The organism is Sphingomonas sp. H160509 (assembly GCF_024124765.2).
Lineage (GTDB): Bacteria > Pseudomonadota > Alphaproteobacteria > Sphingomonadales > Sphingomonadaceae > Sphingomonas.
The window spans coordinates 1-16,166 of the sequence record NZ_JAMXSR020000004.1; the positions used below are offsets into that span (position 1 = coordinate 1).

At 59.8% G+C, this 16,166-nt stretch carries 12 protein-coding genes and 1 pseudogene; 5 read left to right on the plus strand and 8 right to left on the minus strand.

All coding sequences use genetic code 11. The features are described from left to right. The 3 genes and pseudogenes from NHF48_RS23220 to NHF48_RS23230 form a co-directional block, all read left to right on the plus strand. The coding region (locus NHF48_RS23220) for a peroxidase family protein (protein WP_263817114.1) at positions 1-1,314 on the plus strand (1,314 nt) is incomplete at its 5' end. A 912-nt stretch (positions 1,315-2,226) separates the two neighbouring features. Next, on the plus strand, positions 2,227-4,365 hold the full coding sequence (locus NHF48_RS23225; RefSeq protein WP_253072776.1) for a putative bifunctional diguanylate cyclase/phosphodiesterase: 2,139 nt from the start codon (positions 2,227-2,229) through the stop codon (positions 4,363-4,365). Between the two features lie 337 nt (positions 4,366-4,702). Beyond that, a pseudogene (locus NHF48_RS23230) lies at positions 4,703-5,460 on the plus strand (IS5 family transposase). Positions 5,461-6,592: 1,132 nt separating this feature from the next. On the opposite strand, the gene NHF48_RS23235 reads toward NHF48_RS23230, so the two are convergent. Continuing rightward, on the minus strand, positions 6,593-7,075 hold the full coding sequence (locus NHF48_RS23235) for a ParA family protein (protein WP_263817115.1): 483 nt from the start codon (positions 7,073-7,075) through the stop codon (positions 6,593-6,595). Between the two features lie 250 nt (positions 7,076-7,325). After that, positions 7,326-7,559, minus strand: coding sequence for a hypothetical protein (locus NHF48_RS23240; RefSeq protein ID WP_253072778.1), 234 nt, complete (start codon positions 7,557-7,559; stop codon positions 7,326-7,328). Positions 7,560-8,041: 482 nt separating this feature from the next. On the opposite strand from NHF48_RS23240, the gene NHF48_RS23245 reads away from it, so the two are divergent. Beyond that, entirely contained in the window at positions 8,042-8,899 is an 858-nt protein-coding gene (locus tag NHF48_RS23245; RefSeq protein ID WP_253072779.1) for a replication initiator protein A, read from the plus strand. A 449-nt stretch (positions 8,900-9,348) separates the two neighbouring features. Then, complete coding sequence (locus tag NHF48_RS23250) at positions 9,349-10,185, plus strand: helix-turn-helix domain-containing protein (RefSeq protein ID WP_253072780.1); 837 nt, start codon at positions 9,349-9,351, stop codon at positions 10,183-10,185. 318 nt (positions 10,186-10,503) lie between these two features. On the opposite strand, the gene NHF48_RS23255 is transcribed toward NHF48_RS23250, so the two are convergent. The 6 genes from NHF48_RS23255 to NHF48_RS23275 all read right to left on the minus strand — a co-directional run bounded on the left by NHF48_RS23255 (position 10,504) and on the right by NHF48_RS23275 (position 16,163). Then, a protein-coding gene (locus NHF48_RS23255) for an IS5 family transposase (protein ID WP_253072781.1) occupies positions 10,504-11,261 on the minus strand; the annotation gives its coding sequence in 2 pieces (ribosomal slippage) (positions 10,504-10,940 and positions 10,940-11,261; 759 coding nt in all). Positions 11,262-11,618: 357 nt separating this feature from the next. After that, complete coding sequence (locus NHF48_RS25590; protein ID WP_342454787.1) at positions 11,619-11,870, minus strand: M13-type metalloendopeptidase; 252 nt, start codon at positions 11,868-11,870, stop codon at positions 11,619-11,621. Further along, the gene (locus NHF48_RS23260) at positions 11,849-13,690 is read right to left on the minus strand and encodes a M13 family metallopeptidase (RefSeq protein ID WP_342454789.1); all 1,842 of its coding nucleotides are present in this window, start codon (positions 13,688-13,690) and stop codon (positions 11,849-11,851) included. Before NHF48_RS23260 ends, NHF48_RS25590 begins: the two co-directional genes overlap by 22 nt. 43 nt (positions 13,691-13,733) lie before the next feature. After that, positions 13,734-15,233 carry an ABC transporter permease gene (locus NHF48_RS23265; protein WP_253072782.1) on the minus strand — a complete coding sequence of 500 codons (1,500 nt, stop codon included), beginning with the start codon at positions 15,231-15,233 and terminating at the stop codon, positions 13,734-13,736. Next, positions 15,230-15,391, minus strand: coding sequence for a DUF4162 domain-containing protein (locus NHF48_RS23270; RefSeq protein WP_253072783.1), 162 nt, complete (start codon positions 15,389-15,391; stop codon positions 15,230-15,232). Before NHF48_RS23270 ends, NHF48_RS23265 begins: the two co-directional genes overlap by 4 nt. Further along, a complete protein-coding gene (locus NHF48_RS23275; protein ID WP_253072784.1) occupies positions 15,369-16,163 on the minus strand; it encodes an ABC transporter ATP-binding protein in 795 nt (264 codons plus the stop codon). The genes NHF48_RS23270 and NHF48_RS23275 overlap by 23 nt, the downstream gene beginning before the upstream one ends. Positions 16,164-16,166: the final 3 nt, after the last annotated feature.

Sequence of the window (16,166 nt, forward strand, 5' to 3'; positions counted from 1 at the left end):
GATGCGCAGGAAGATCTTAGTGCAGACCCGGTCGACCTCATCATCGATCTGAACCTTTCAGCCCGGAATACGAACAACCCGAAGCTGTCCGCTGGTATGACCTTTCTGGGCCAATTCCTTGATCACGATATGACGTTCGACCCGACCTCTAGCCTTGAGCGACAGGCGGATCCAGAGCACATCGCCAACTTCCGTACGCCGTCTCTCGCGCTCGATAACGTTTACGGAAGCGGACCTGGCGGAAGCCCACACCTCTACGACCGCACCGACGGCGACAAGTTTCTTCTCGAGGAAACTGGCACGCCGAACAAGTTCGATGTTCCCCGCAACAATCAGATGGTCGCGCTGATCGGTGATCCTCGTGATGATGAGAACCTTATCATCTCCCAGCTACAGGTCGCGTTCCTATGTTTCCACAATGCTGTCGTCGACTATGTCCGCGACGAGCTAGGCCTGACGGGCGGCGACGTCTTTCCAGAGGCTCAGCGCATCGTCCGGTGGCACTATCAGTGGATTATCATCCACGAGTTCCTGCGCAAAACGTGCGGCAACGCAGTCGTGGACGACATTCTGATCAACGGGAGAAAGTTTTATAAGTGGCGCAACGAGCCCTACATACCGGTGGAGTTCGCGGTTGGAGCCTACCGCTTCGGACACAGTCAGGTGCGTCCCTCCTACCGTGCCAACTTCGCAGGCAACCCGGATGGCAGCCCGTTCTTCGCCATGATCTTTCGCGAGACGGCGACACCAGCAGGTGACCCGGATGATCTGTCGGGCTCAGTGCGGGCTGCTAGGCGTTTTATCGACTGGCCGACTTTCTTTGATTTCGGCGATAACAACGTGAAACCGAACAAGAAGATCGACACGACCCTGTCGACAGCCCTGTTTCGCTTGCCTTCGACGGTCGTGGGCCAAGTCAATCCCGTTGGAAATCCCTCATCCCTCGCCCAGCGTAACCTGCTGCGACACCTCACCTTCTCCCTGCCCTCCGGACAGCGGGTGGCAAAGGCAATGAAGCTGGAACCCCTGTCAAAGGACATGCTCTCGAAGCTCGCCCCTTGGGGGCTCGACGACAACACCCCGCTCTGGTTCTACGTTCTTCAGGAAGCCGAGTCTCTGGAGAGCGGCGAGCAGCTTGGCCCCGTTGGCGGCCGGATCATTGCAGAAGTTTTCCTCGGCTTGATCGAAGGGGATCGTTCCTCCTACCTTTCACAGGAGCCTGACTGGCAACCGTTTCTAAAAACAATTAACACCAATCATCAGAACGAGCAGTTCTCAATGATCGATCTTCTGCGGTTTGCGAAGGTGGCATGACCTGAGTGTGGATCCCGCCGATCAGCGCCTGATCGTCAAAGCCTAGAAAAGGCATTATGCAAAATGCAAAGGCCATGAACGATGCTTGGACTGCTCGCGCTCGCCGCTTCCTTGATCGCCAAATGTCCCGTAGAGGGGCGCGCACTGTGCTCTGCGCCACTACTTTTAGTGGTCAGATCAATATCGCAAGGTCGACAGCGGGCCAGATTGGCTTAGCGGCTTCTGGGAACAGCCACCAGCTTCAATCATAAACACTAGTCCGCGATGGCGCGGCCTTCTGTCGTCGCCACGATTTCGGTGGCCGCTACGAAATGTAACTGCATTGCCCCCCGTAGATCTGGTAGAAAACGCGTCTGGCTTTGCAGACTGGAAATTCGTACGGTTGTCTGCAGTTATCAGGCCCCAAGCATCGATCGAGTTGCGCACATTGTGGGCTTGGCATGCAAGCGGTGTGGCCGTGCCGTTCAACCGAAGAAATGGATCGCGCTTGTTAGGGTATCGGCGCTATCGCGTCCTTGAGCTAATCGGCAGTGGGGGCCGCGATAGTGGCATCGGAATCTAAGAGTATGTGGCTTGGATTGCTGGTTCTCGTTCTAAGCTTAATGCCGCGGACGGCGTCGGCGGCAGGCGTTGACTTGCGTCAAGCAACCTGTGCTACGAAACTTGCCGACATTGCTACGGATACGGCGGTGGTAGCTGCAAGCTACCGCTGCGGCGCCGACGCGCCGACCGACGGCGGCGATTGGTTGTGGCTGCGTCTGGACGCTTCCCGCCTGAACAGTCTTCCGCCTGGTTGGAAGTTGTTGGTCGATCAGACTCGGTTCGACCGGATCGCAGTGTTGGTTACCAGCAAGAGTGGCGCAACACGTCAAACCATGATGCATTCCGAGCTGAGGGACCACTGGTCGCCCGGTGGCTTACTGGAAATTTACGATAGAGCCGCCCGGTCACGACGTTCACGGTCTTTACCTTGGATTTCGCCACCTCGACGACATCTCGCTCATGCGGAAGATTGTCGCGACGCCCAGCTCGGCGACATCCCCCGATGACACGACATGGTTGCTGCTCATGGGGATGTTTGCCGGAACGCTTCTATCGGCGCTGCTCTACAACGCCGTTATCCATACGGGGCAACGCCATGCGTTTCAACGTTGGTACCTCCTTTGGGTCGCCGTGGCTCTCGCCTATGGGCTGACATGGACGAACGTTGCTGCATTTGTCGTCCCGGGTCTTGTCGGCCCGTTGGTGGTTCGGTTGGACTTTGTGCTCATTGGCCTGATGGTCGCGGCCGGCAACATGTTCTTTTTTGCCGTAATCGAAGAAGGCATCCTGCCGCAGCCTCTGGTTACCGCTGGTCGCCTGCTTTCAGGTGCGGGAGCTGTGCTTGGATTGATGGCCGCAGCGGACATGTGGCTTCCTGTCGTTCTGACCGATCGGCTGCTCAATTATGTGATTGCGGCCACAGGCGTGATTATAGCGGGCTCGTGCTGGATTGCTGTTCGGCGCGGCAGCCGCGTGATCTGGTTCTATCTGATTGGCTGGGGACCAGTGATCTGCGTGTTTCTGGCGCGGCTCGCACGCAACCTTGGTTTCCTACCCCAAAGCGATGCCGTAGACATGGCGACTTTCGCGGCGCTCGCGTTCGAGGCGCTGATATTGTCGCTTGCCATCGCAGACCGGTTTCACCTGATGCGAGGTGAACTTGAACTCGCGCATCGACGTCGCGAGATTGCCATTACAGAGGCGGAAACGCTGCGGACCGCGGCAGAGACTGATTTCCTGACGGGGCTTGGCAACCGCTCCGCCTTTCACGAGAAAGCGCATGCATTCGTTTCCAGCGGCACGCCATTCGGCTTGTTCTTGGTCGACGTAGATTTTCTTAAGGCCGCCAATGACCATTTGGGTCATGCCGGCGGAGACGCCCTGCTTCGTTGTGTAGCGTCGGCGCTTTCGGCTACGGCCGGCCAGTTGCAGGACGCTCTCGTCGCTCGGGTCGGGGGCGACGAGTTTGCAATTCTGTGCCCAGGCGATCTCTCTGCGGAGAGCGCGCTTGCTAGCGCGATCGCTGCCCTGCAAGGCGAGACTTGGAACCATGCAGATGAGAATTGTAGAATTTCGCTCAGTGTCGGCTCCGCACGCTTTCCGGACGACGGCAAAGCGGTGGATATACTCTTTCAGAACGCTGATCTCGGACTTTACACTGCAAAGCGCCTAGGCCGGGCGCGATACTGCCGCTACGATCCACTACATCGTGCGTTGCGCGACCTCCAAACCGGGTTTACTCTCGATGCCGAAGCCGCTCTGAAGCGAGGTGAATTCCGGCTGTACATGCAGCCGATCGTGTCACTCGCTACTGGAACCGTCTGTGGTTATGAAGCTTTGCTGCGCTGGAATCATCCTCAATACGGCCTTATGACGCCGGATCGTTTCGCGGATGTGCTTGTAGCGGAGAGGATCGGACTGCGTATTCAAGAGCACGTCCTGGAACTTGCTTTGCACCAGTTGCGCGAGCACGCTGATCAAATCGGGGTGCTTAGCGTCAATTTCACCTCGGCTCAGCTGACAGGACCGCATGCAGGCAAGCAGGTGCTCGACCGGTTGGCCCACTATGGGGTCTCCGCAGAGTCACTTTGTATCGAGGTTACGGAAGGGGTGATGCTCGATCGTGCGGCAGATAGCATCCTTGCGAACCTGCAGATGCTACATGACGCCGGAGTATGCATTGCCCTCGACGACTTCGGGACGGGATATGCCTCTCTCGTTCATCTTCGTCGAGTGACGGTAGACCGCATCAAGATCGATCGCTCCTTCGTATCCGGCATGGATCAACCCAACGGCGGAGCGACGGCTATCGTGACCGCCATTATTGGTTTGGGTCGTGGCCTCGGGAAAGTGGTCGTTGCTGAAGGCATCGAGACCGAGGCACAGGCAATTTGCCTACGGCAGCTGGGTTGTCAGCTTGGTCAAGGTTTTTCTCTACGGACGCCCCGCTGCGCAACTTCTGGAAAGCGCGGTGCAAATTGCCAACGAGGTCGCGGCTGTCCCAACTAAGAGACAAGCTATATCTTTGGCTCTCCCCAGCTGAGGTGAAAGCTCAGTGGTCGAGGGCATCAAGTTCAGACAGGCGATTTAGGTGAGCCGGGGGGCTCTCCTGCCATACTTATCGCGGTTATCTACATAGTCGATTCGACCAGTTTGCCCCGGTGCGTTTTGGATATAGCTCTGACGGAGTGCACGTAACGCCGTCCCGAGAAGATCTTTTTTGAAAAAACTTGGGATGACCAAAAGCGCTCAAAGCCGGAGCCGTTCGCGCCGCTCTGGCGTTTAGGGTCAGGACCCATTGATCTGAGCGGCTTGATCTGATTCAGGCTCCGTGAGGAGACCGAGGATGAGCGACCTGTACTGGCTGACCGACGAGCAGATGGCGCGGCTCGAACCGTATTTTCCCAAGAGCCACGGCAAGCCACGGGTTGATGACCGGCGAGTGTTGAGCGGCATCGTTTTCGTCAACCGCAACGGGCTACGATGGTGCGATGCCCCTCGGGAGTATGGCCCACACAAGACGCTCTACAACCGGTGGAAGCGATGGGGCGAAAGGGGTGTCTTCCTCCGCATAATGGAAGGACTGGCGGCCGCGAGCGCCACGCCGAAGACGATCATGATCGACGCGACCTATCTGAAGGCGCACCGCACGGCGTCCAGCCTGCGGGTAAAAGGGGGGCCTTGGGCGGCTCATCGGTCGCACCAAAGGCGGTATGAATACGAAGCTGCACGCCGTCACCGATGCAGAAGGCAGACCGCTCAGCTTCTTCATGACCGCGGGCCAGGTCAGCGACTACACCGGCGCTGCCGCGCTGCTTGATGATCTACCCAAGGCGCAGTGGATGCTGGGCGACCGCGGCTATGACGCAGACTGGTACAGGGACGCCCCTTCAGGCAAAGGGCATAACGCCCTGCATTCCGGGGCGAAAATCCCGGATCATCCCCGTCAAATATGACAAGCGCCGCTACCGAAGCCGGAGCCGTATCGAGATTATGTTCGGTCGTCTGAAGGACTGGCGCCGCGTCGCTACCCGCTACGATCGATGCCCGACCGTCTTCTTTTCCGCTATCGCGCTCGCCGCCACCGTCATCTTCTGGCTCTAATCAATGAGTCGTGACCCTAGGTGACCGATCCTGTCTCGCTCTCGCTGTGCAGCTGGGAGTCCCTGCCCTCACCGCCGATCGCGAATGGAAGAAGGCGAAGGTCAAGAACTTAAAGCTTGAGCATATCCGATAGCCCAAGCCTCGGCGGTCCTGACCTGCGCCGATGACTTCGTGCTTTCAACGACGGTCGGCTCTCTGGCTGATGCCAAAGGGTGGTGATCTGTCTGTCCGCGTCTTGGCAAAGGCCCCTGCCCTTGACCCGTAGCGATTCGGCCTTTCAGCGCCATTTCCATCCCTTGCTGGATGATGCTGTAGGGGTTGGCCAATTCGGGTTGGACGCTATGCCCGTAGGCCTAGATCCCCTCGTCGTCCGAGGCTGCTGCGATTCTGAGGGGCCTGTCGTGCGCCGCTGGTGATCTTCCGCGCGAGGTAGAGCTTGAGGACGCCGGCGGTGTGAAACTTACCCGGTCGGCACATCGACAATCACTGTTCCGCATCCACTACAGCAGCATTTTCTGCAGTGCTTTGTAGTAGCAGGAATTACACTTATCGCTACCACGCAGATGCAGCAACGCGCGGCGTCGAACTAACGAAAGCCAGCCTCTGCCCCGGCGACGCAAGGTCATCGGGATCAGCGCTGGCTTCCTACTTCTCAGCCCTTTTCGTAGTGATCGAGCAGAATTTCGAGAAAGGCGCCATAGGTGTACCGTTCCTTCTTGGCAGCCGCCTTAAAGCGCGTGAGCATATCGTTTGGCGCGCGAATGTTCAGCTGCCCTTCTGCGTCAGCTTCACGGCTGGGAAATGCGGACGCTCGATCAACAACCCGACGCTGCTCGTCCGCCGTTGCCTCTGGCCGTGCGGTCGGTCGACTTGGCTGAAAGTCATCTAGGCTCCCAAAGTCAAGTGCCTTACGCGCGGAGTCCGTCATGCTACCCTCTTCAGACCTGCGCTATAGTAGCGCAGCATGGTTACGACCTCGGCCGCAAAGTCGGCCGCGTTCCTGACTGCGGCCTCCACATTGTTAACGTCTTTTGAGGACAAGCCACGCGGGCCACCACCAACTGAAAACAGCGCTGAATAGGCATCACGGTCGTGGATCTCGGTGGCAAATACGGGTGTTTTCTCGTTTGCCTTAAATTGCCCTGATACGAAGCGAGCTGTACGCGACTTCGCAACGACGCGGGTCTGTGTAAAAAAGCACCGCAAACGGGATATCACGCCGCACCGCTTTCATGTCGCGCTTGATCTCTTGGATGACGTCGATAGCCGCCAGCGCATCTTGCTGTTGCTCTTTCATCGGGATCACAACCAAGTCCGACTGACTGATTGCATAGCTCGTCAGGCGTGATGCCGTTCCCTCGAGATCGACAATCACGAACTGGTTGTCAGCGCTCGCAGCATCGATCTCGTCCAAGATCGTTTTCTCGGATGCGTTCGTTACTACCGTCAAACGCTTGGGTTTCCCCGGGAGCGTCGACCAGGTCGTCAGCGGTCGCCTAGGGTCTGCGTCAATCAAGCAGACGCTGGCGTGCTCCGCTAGCTCGCATGCCAAGATCAAGGCGGAGGTAGTCTTACCCGATCCGCCTTTCGAGTTCGCAAACGTCACAACGGCCATTAGCCCCTCCTGATAGCATTGGCTAGCATGTGCTACGCATCAATATCCTACAGCGTCGTAGCGTAAGCTACGCTATCGAACAATACCCTATGCTATGCTATCGTATCCTATAATATTCTATCTAAGGCTAGCACGCACTATAGTAAGGTAGCATATCCTAGCTTTCGCTAGCATCGGCTAGGCCACAGATTTTTCTCGTAACTTTCAACAAGCTAGCTCAATCTAACATATGCTAGCACTGACTGAGTTGTCACAATCCTAGACCGATCACCACGAGCCAAAAACCAGAAGCCGCTGAAACAATCTTACAAAGGCCCATCACGATATCGAGGGAACCACGACGCGTCACGTTCCACGTCCGGTCAATCCTTGTACGGTGGCTTAACATCTCGTCGACCGCGAGCAGTGAGCCCACCACAAAGAGCAGGATCGTTACCGCTTTCGCGAAGGTCTTCGCATCCATGTCGAAAATGATGAAAGTCATTATCAGGAGGGGAAGTGGGAATTCCGTAGATTGCCCCTATCAAGTCGATTACGTGTGGATCGGCGCCGAAGGTGGGACCCCGGCAAAGTCTCGTAAGCTAATGAATTTGCCTCGAAGCTTTGCATAGCCAAGGATCCCAATCAGCACCCCTCACAACCCACGGCTTCCAAAGGATTACAGGTAGTTGTCTCGCTTAGAGCGGGGTTCCGCTTTCGGCGCCGATCCACACCACGAGTCCGTGTCCACTTTATGCACCCTAGTGGATGTCGGCTTTATATCCAAGGCGTCGCCAACCATGATGCGTACTAGCCCTCCGCTTGAACGGTCGCCGAAAGCACGAAGGTGGACAGGCCAAACTGGAAACGGTCGGCGAAAGCACGAACTTTCGCACTCGATTACCGCCACGCTCAGGCCTATCATCGTCCTCAACACCCAATCTTCGTGCTTTCGCCGACCGATTGCCCGGTGTCAGGGAGCGAGGCATGAGCCTAGCAAGACCACAAGGCGACCTGTTCTCGCTCGACAGCCCCCTCCTAACCGAGGTCCGGGGCGAACAATCCCTTATGGCGTTCCCGTTTTTTGCCCTCAGCAAGGGCAAGTGGACGAAGCCGCTCGCCTATCGGAATGAATCCGTCTCGATCGAAATCGTCGCCACCTCTAAAGGCGTCGCGACGATCTACGACAAGGAAGTGCTTCTCTACATCGCCAGCTTGATGGTGGCCAAGCTCGAGGCCGGTGTGGGCGTGTCACAAGAGTTCTATTTCACGGCGCACGATCTATTCCGGATTACTGGGATCAGCGGCTCCGCCCGGTCCTATTCTCGACTGTCAGACGCTCTGGAGCGCCTACAGGGTACGCAGATCAAGACGAATATCGAAGCTGGCGGCGAGGGCCAGGCCGGTTTCTTCTCATGGCTGTCGGAAGCCCAACTCCATTACTCGAAGACGAAAACGGGCGTTAAGCGACTGAAGGCCGTGAAGGTACGCCTCTGCGACTGGCTTTACCGCGCCATCCTTCGCGACCGTCGTGTCCTCGACTACGCGCCCAGCTATTTTCAGCTCGGGCCGGTCGAACGACGCCTGTATGAAGTGGCGCGTTCCGCCTGTGTCATAGGTCCGATCGACGTCGACCTCGATGAGCTTCGCCTGCAGCTCGGCTACCAAAGCTCCCTCAAGCATTTTCGCTTCGAGTTGAAACGTATCGCCGACGAAGATGTCATTCCCGGCTACGCGTTCGACCTAGTGGACGCTCCCGTAACACCGGCCAGCGGCCGCGCGCGACGCAATGCAGGTGCTGCTCGCGTCAAGATTACCCCACGCGCACTGGTCGCAGCCGCTTAACACCCTTCTCATAGCTGCTGCGAATCGGGTTCGGAGTCCATTTCAATCGGTCGGTGAAAGCACGAACTTGGGTCGGCGAAAGCACGAATCTCGGTCGTCAAAAGCACGAACCGCGCCAGCAACGGTCGGCGAAAGCACGAACTTATTCGTACCTCGGTCGGCGAAAACACGAACACTAGCTGTTTCGCAAAGCCGTCGCTTTAGCCACAATCAAATTTGGACTGGTTGCACGACGCGACTGGCGAGACAGGGTGCGGGCTGTGACCACATAAAGGAAAGCCCGGCGCAATGGCCGGGCATCCCAGAAGTCTTAATGTGAGAGCCTTGCAGGGCTTCCACGGGTCCATTTAACGACCTTCACATAGCGACTTTCGAGCTTCGGTTCAAGGATGCGCGCTTTGCGCCACGGCATTTCTTTGCCCGGTCCCAGCCCCAAAAGGGGATGAAAGATGCAAGCCGTATCAGTCGCACGCGCGAGCTTCATGGCGCTCGAGCGCATAACGATAACTCAGACCCACGCACGATCAGGCGGGCCTAATCCCACCCGCGGCAAGGTCCACCCGAACAGCCGGCTCGCCGGCACGTTCGAAGACGATTTCTTCTACAGCTACGCAAAAGGCGAGACCGATCGGATCTACGCCCGTGCGGCCGAGCTCGAGGACCAGAAGAACGCAATCCGACGAAGCGCCAAGGCAGAGGGGCGCGTCCTCACCCCGGACGAGCGACGCATAATGCTGCTAACTCCAGGGGCTCTGAAGATCCTCAAGGTACTGCTCGAACTGGCCCGGACCTGCGCCGGCAAGGTGTTCCCGACGTGGGAGTGGATCGAGCAGAAAAGCGGGCGATCGCGCGCGACGGTCCACCGTGCCCTTAAGAACCTGGCCGCGGTCGGCCTATTGGATAAGCAGCGCAGATGCGTCCCGATCAAGCCGACCGCCGATCGGCCGAAGACCAAGAACGAGCAGACATCGAATGTCTATCGGATGCGCTTCCCCGACTGCTTCGTCAGGTTTCTGCCACGCAAGATGCGACCTGTACCGCTCCCCGACGATGTAGTTCAAGGCGAGGTCGATCGGATCGAGGCAATCGCCGCCATGCGGCTCTGGCGGTCGCCGCGGCAGGTCGCGACCGAGGATTTCGAAGAGGCGGGCCTGCGCCGCATCATGCTCAGTCTCGCCACAGCGATCGAAAGGGAAGAGTCTCAAAAAAATGGTCAACCGCTGATAGATTCATTTATTCTGCGAACAGACGGAGTTGGCCTAATCGGCCAACGCTTTACCGTCTGACAACGTAATGACGTATTACCAACGAAACAGCTGTTAAAGACGCAATACCCGGCACAACGGTGAGACACTAAGCTTCGCTTCGCGGTGCACCCGAGGGGCGCATACGTTTTCTGCTGCGTTCTGATAGCTGTCGTGGCGCTTGCTGATCCGGTTTTTCCGTACGAGTGGCGTCTGGTCGGATACCGAGATTCACGTCTGGCGCGACGGCCGAGGCCTTCCGCTTCGCCGCCAGCCTGGTTTGTGCCGCTCGAGGCGATCGGCATGACCCACAAGCCAGTCTATCTCGCGACCGCGCACCTTAGGGTCACGACTCATTGATTAGAGCCAGAAGATGACGGTGGCGGCGAGCGCGATAGCGGAAAAGAAGACGGTCGGGCATCGATCGTAGCGGGTAGCGACGCGGCGCCAGTCCTTCAGACGACCGAACATAATCTCGATACGGCTCCGGCTTCGGTAGCGGCGCTTGTCATATTTGACGGGGATGATCCGGGATTTTCGCCCCGGAATGCAGGGCGTTATGCCCTTTGCCTGAAGGGCGTCCCTGTACCAGTCTGCGTCATAGCCGCGGTCGCCCAGCATCCACTGCGCCTTGGGTAGATCATCAAGCAGCGCGGCAGCGCCGGTGTAGTCGCTGACCTGGCCCGCGGTCATGAAGAAGCTGAGCGGTCTGCCTTCTGCATCGGTGACGGCGTGCAGCTTCGTATTCATACCGCCTTTGGTGCGACCGATGAGCCGCCCAAGGCCCCCTTTTTTACCCGCAGGCTGGACGCCGTGCGGTGCGCCTTCAGATAGGTCGCGTCGATCATGATCGTCTTCGGCGTGGCGCTCGCGGCCGCCAGTCCTTCCATTATGCGGAGGAAGACACCCCTTTCGCCCCATCGCTTCCACCGGTTGTAGAGCGTCTTGTGTGGGCCATACTCCCGAGGGGCATCGCACCATCGTAGCCCGTTGCGGTTGACGAAAACGATGCCGCTCAACACTCGCCGGTCATCAACCCGTGGCTTGCCGTGGCTCTTGGGAAAATACGGTTCGAGCCGCGCCATCTGCTCGTCGGTCAGCCAGTACAGGTCGCTCATCCTCGGTCTCCTCACGGAGCCTGAATCAGATCAAGCCGCTCAGATCAATGGGTCCTGACCCTAGCCTTGTGGTCCCGCACCCAATCTACGACCCTCACCGCCTTCGCTCCTTGCCGCCACGCCGGTAAGTTATCTCGGGAACGGAATGTCTGCAATTGGGCGTTCTGGACGTTGCCCCCTTTTGCGACGCGACACAGCCGTTATCGGCCTCGAATGTCGCAAAAGCAGCGACATTCGAGACGTTCGAAACCTAGGACTTGCGCGACATGACCAGAAAGCGAAATTTTCGCCGCGGTTGGCGCGGGCGCGTTGCCGTAGTCGAAAAGGGCGCGCAGGGTTGCTGCGCGCCCTTTAGGTTCACCAGATATGGACCCGGTCGGCGGGGGCAAGATACAGCGCATCGCTAGGCTTCACGCCGAACGCCGTGTACCAGGCGTCGACGTTCCGAACGATGCCGTTGACCCGGTAGAAGGGCGGCGAGTGTGGATCAGTGAGCAGGCGCGCGCGGGCCGCACCCTCGCGCAACTTCGCCTGCCACGCCTGCGCATAGGCGAGGAAGAACCGCTGGTCGCCGGTCAGCCCGCCGATCACCGGTGCCTTGCCGTGCACCGCCTGGTATTTCTGGTACGCCGAATACGCCGTTTCGACGCCCCCCTAGATCGCCGATATTCTCGCCGAGCGTGAGGGGCACCCTTCACGTGCACGCCAGGAATTGGTTCGTACGCGTCATACTGCTTGGACAGCGCAGCCGTACGCTGCGTGAAAGCAGCACGCGCTTCGGGCGTCCACCAATTTTCGAACTTACCGGACGCGCTGAACTGGCTCCCCTGATCGTCGAAGCCGTGACCCATTTCGTGGCCGATGATCGCCCCGATCGCGCCATAGTTGACCGCCGCATCCGCCTTCGGATCGAAATAGGGCGGCTGCAGGATCGCGGCGGGGAAGGTGATCTGGTTGTTGAGCGGATCGTAATAGGCGTTCACGGTTTGCGGCGTCATGCCCCACAGCGTGCGATCGACCGGCTTGCCAAGCCGCGACAGGTCGAGCCGATGCTGGAACTCGCCCGAGCGCATCGCATTGCCGACCGGATCGGCGCGCACGACGTTCAACGACGCATAATCGATATACTTCACCGGATGACCGATCCGCGGATCGAACGCGGCAAGCTTGGCAAGCGCCTGGGTCTTGGTCGCCTGGTCCATCCAGCCGTTCGCGCCGATCCGCTCCTTGTAGGCGGCGCGCAGGTTGGCGATCAGCTCGCCCATCTTCGCTTCGCTCTCGGGCGGGTAATGGCGCTTCACATAGACCTCGCCGACGGCCTCGCCCATCGTGCCGTTGACCAGCGCGATGCCGCGTTTCCAACGTGCACGCTGCTGCGGCTGATCCGCGAGCGTCTTGCCGTAGAAATCGAACGTTGCTTGGTCGAACGCCTTTGGCAGCATGCTCGCGCTGGCGGATGCGAGCCGGAATTTCATCCAGTCCTGCCACGTCGCGACGGGCGTGGCGGCGAACAGCTTGCCGAGCTCAGTCAACGCGGTCGAATTGGTCATGTAGACGATCGGAAAATTGCCGTATCCCGCGGTCGACAGCAGCAACGGCCAATCGAACTCGGGCGCCAACGTCTTGCGGCCAGCAGCATCCATCGGCTTCAGCATGGCCTTGAGGTCGCGCGACTGCACCGGCGACCACTGGACCTTGGCCATCGCTGTTTCCAGCGCGACGATCCGGTCAGCCTTAGCCGACGCGTCGGCGATACCCGATAGCGTCAGCATCTTCTCGACATAGGCGCGGTACGCGATCCGAAAGGTGTCGTACTTGGGCCCCTGTTCGAGGTAGTAATCACGCCCGCCCATGCCGAGCGAGCCCTGCCCCGCGGCAACCGCATAACGCTTGGGATCAGCTGGATCTGGCAGTTGGCCGACCTCGACTGGGGCGGCATAGCCGACCGTCGAGAACAAGGTCTGGAGCTTCTGCTTGTCGTTCGCTGCGTCGATCTTGGCGAAATACGGCTTTAGCGGCGCGGCACCGGCGCGCTCGATCGCGGCCTCGTCCATGAAGCTGGCGTAGAGATCGCCGAACTGCTTCGCACCGGGGCCAACCGCGGCCGGATCACGCGCAGCATCGTCAAGGATCGTGCGAACCTGCTGCTCGGCCTGGTCGGCGAGGATCACGCTACCGCCGGCGGACGTGCGGTCCGCAGCGATCTCGGTACGCTTGTTCCAGCTGCCGTTCGCATAGGTCCAGAAATCGTCGCCCGGCTTCACGCCCTTGTCGGCCGCGGTTAGGTCAATCCCGAACGTGCCGTAGCGGGTGCCGGTCGGCGCCGTTGACCTCGTGCCCGCCGGTGGCGCGGTCTGGGCCAGTGCTGACGCGGACAGCGCTAGTGTGGCGACGCCTAGCGACAGGCGGGAGAAATGGTTGAACGGCATCGCAGCTCCTTCGGTATGGAAAATTTCAGGACGTGAAAGTCGTTTAAGAGGGGTCCCGTCGCATCAGCCGCGCCAGCGCGGCGAGATTTGGCTTTTGTCCCGCATTCAACAAGCTGGCGCGAAAAACGCGCGCGAGCAGGACGAATTCTATCGCGATGAAAAGCGCGAGCGTCAGCGCGCTGCCAACGATTTCCCACACCGACACGCCTCCGCCGAGCCGCGCCAGCATCGTGAACGGCGTGTAAAGCGGTATCCAGGTCAGCACTTTGAGTGCGGTGGCGCCAGTGTTTGACAGAATCCCCTGCGCGACAACCGTGAACGGCATCGCGATGACCATAAGCACCGGCGTCAGATAGCTCTGTGCATCCCGCATTGAATCGCTCATCGCGCCGATCGCGAGAAGGATCATCGAGACCATGAGATAGCCTGCCAGGAAGAAGTAGAGCATCACCAGGATGATCCACGGCGAGGCGAGAGGGGCTATCGCCATTCGCAGGAAAGTGCCGACCGCGCCCTGCGTGACGAATGCAGCCCCTGCCGCGCACAGCGCCCAGACCAGGACCATCGTCAACCCCACCGCGACCGTCCCCGCAAGCTTGCCGTACAGCAGTTCGTCTGGGCTGATGCAAGCCAGCACCGTCTCGATCAACTTGTTCGACCGCTCCTCGACCAGCCCTTGGAGGATCCAGTTGCCAGACAGCAGCAGCGACATCAGCAGAATGTATGCGCTGAGCAACGGCACGATCGAACGCACCAGCATCCGTTCGCGGCCGCCACCCGGTGCCGGCGTCGAGATAGCAATCGCTGGTACCAGCGTGGTCGCAGCGCCGGCTTGGTCGGAGGAGAGCCCGGTCGATTGTAGATATGCCGCGCGCACCCGCAACGTCAGCACCGACTGCAGTGACTGGACGAAGTTCGCGGTCGGCTGTTCGCTCGACCAGAGGCGCGCGGCAGTCGTACTCTTCCCGAACCCGCGCGGGATGTACACTGCGTAGTCGAGCGGCTTGGCCTTCGTGTCGCCGAACTCGCCGGGCTGAATCAGCGGCTTGAGCAGCCGATCGAGCGCTGCGGGGTCGGCCTTGGCGATCACCGGCGGGGTCGAGACGATCGTGAAGTCCTGCTCGGGCGGATCGAAGGCAGGCGTTTCAGGTGTCGTCACACGCTTCATCGTCACCAGCGCGGCCGGCATGCCGCCCGCCTTCACGAACGCTGCGACCTCCGCATCGTCGTAAAGCCGGTCGTGCTGCGCCCAGAGCGCTGCGGGATCCGCCCGGTCTAGATCGTAGCGTTGCGCATACCGTGATAGCGCGGTGAGGATGCGCCGCTGCCGATCGCTGTCGAGCCGCGCGCGGATCGCGATCGCCTCGCGGCCTTCGGGATCGATCAGCATCACGCGTTGAACCTTGTCGGAACCCATCAGCTTGGTGGCGATCGGTCCAATTGCGAGCGCGATGGGCAGGATAAGCAGCGTCAGCCAGAAGCTGCGCATGCCGGTGATCTGCCGGAACTCGCGCATCGCGACGAGGAGGATGTTGTGGATCATGACGGCTGCCCCTGCGTATCGGCTGAATTGGTACCGACGAGGTGGAGGAAGACCTCGTGCAGGCTAACCTGGTGCTGGTCGAACCGGCGCAGCGCGATTCCCTGTTCGGTCAGGCATTGCAGGACGTCGGCCGGGTCAATGCCGTCGCCAAGCGTCACGTCGTACGTCCGCCAACCGTCCGGGTCCGTTGCGACCTCCTCCGCGCGATCCACGCCAGGGCACCGCATCGGCGTATCGCGCGAGACGATCCCGAGCCGTGCCGGCAACCGGCCGCGCGCTTCGGGCTGCGTCCCCCTCGAACACCTTGCGCCCCTGCGACAGCAGCAGCAGTCGATCGCACAGCCGCTCGGCATGCTGCATGACGTGCGTCGAAAAGATCACCGTCGCGCCACCGCGCGCGGCACCCAGTATCTCGTCTTCGAGCAATCCTTGGTTGACCGGGTCCAGCCCCGAAAACGGCTCGTCGAGCAGCAGCAGTTTCGGGCTGTTTACCAGGGTGGCGGCAAGCTGGACCTTCTGCGCCATGCCCTTCGACAACTTGTCGATCTGCATCTTAGCCGAGCCGGCGAGTCCGAACCGCTCGAGCAGGTCGTGCCCCTTGGCGCGCGCCGCGGCGGTCGTCATGCCCTTCAACCGGCCGAAATAGGTGACGGTGTCGATCGCCGACATCCCGCGGTAGAGCCCGCGCTCCTCGGGCATGAAGCCGAGTTCAGCCGCATTCTCGCGCCCCGGCGGACAGCCCAGCACCGCGATCCGCCCCGATGTCGGACGCAGGATGTCGAGCACCATCCGCAGCGACGTGGTCTTGCCCGCACCGTTGCCGCCCAAGAATCCGAAGATTTCGCCCGGCTTTACAGTGAAACTCAGTGTGTCGACGGCCGTCCGCTCGCCGAACCGCTTCGTTACGTCGTCGAGAACCAGTGCGTCCATTCT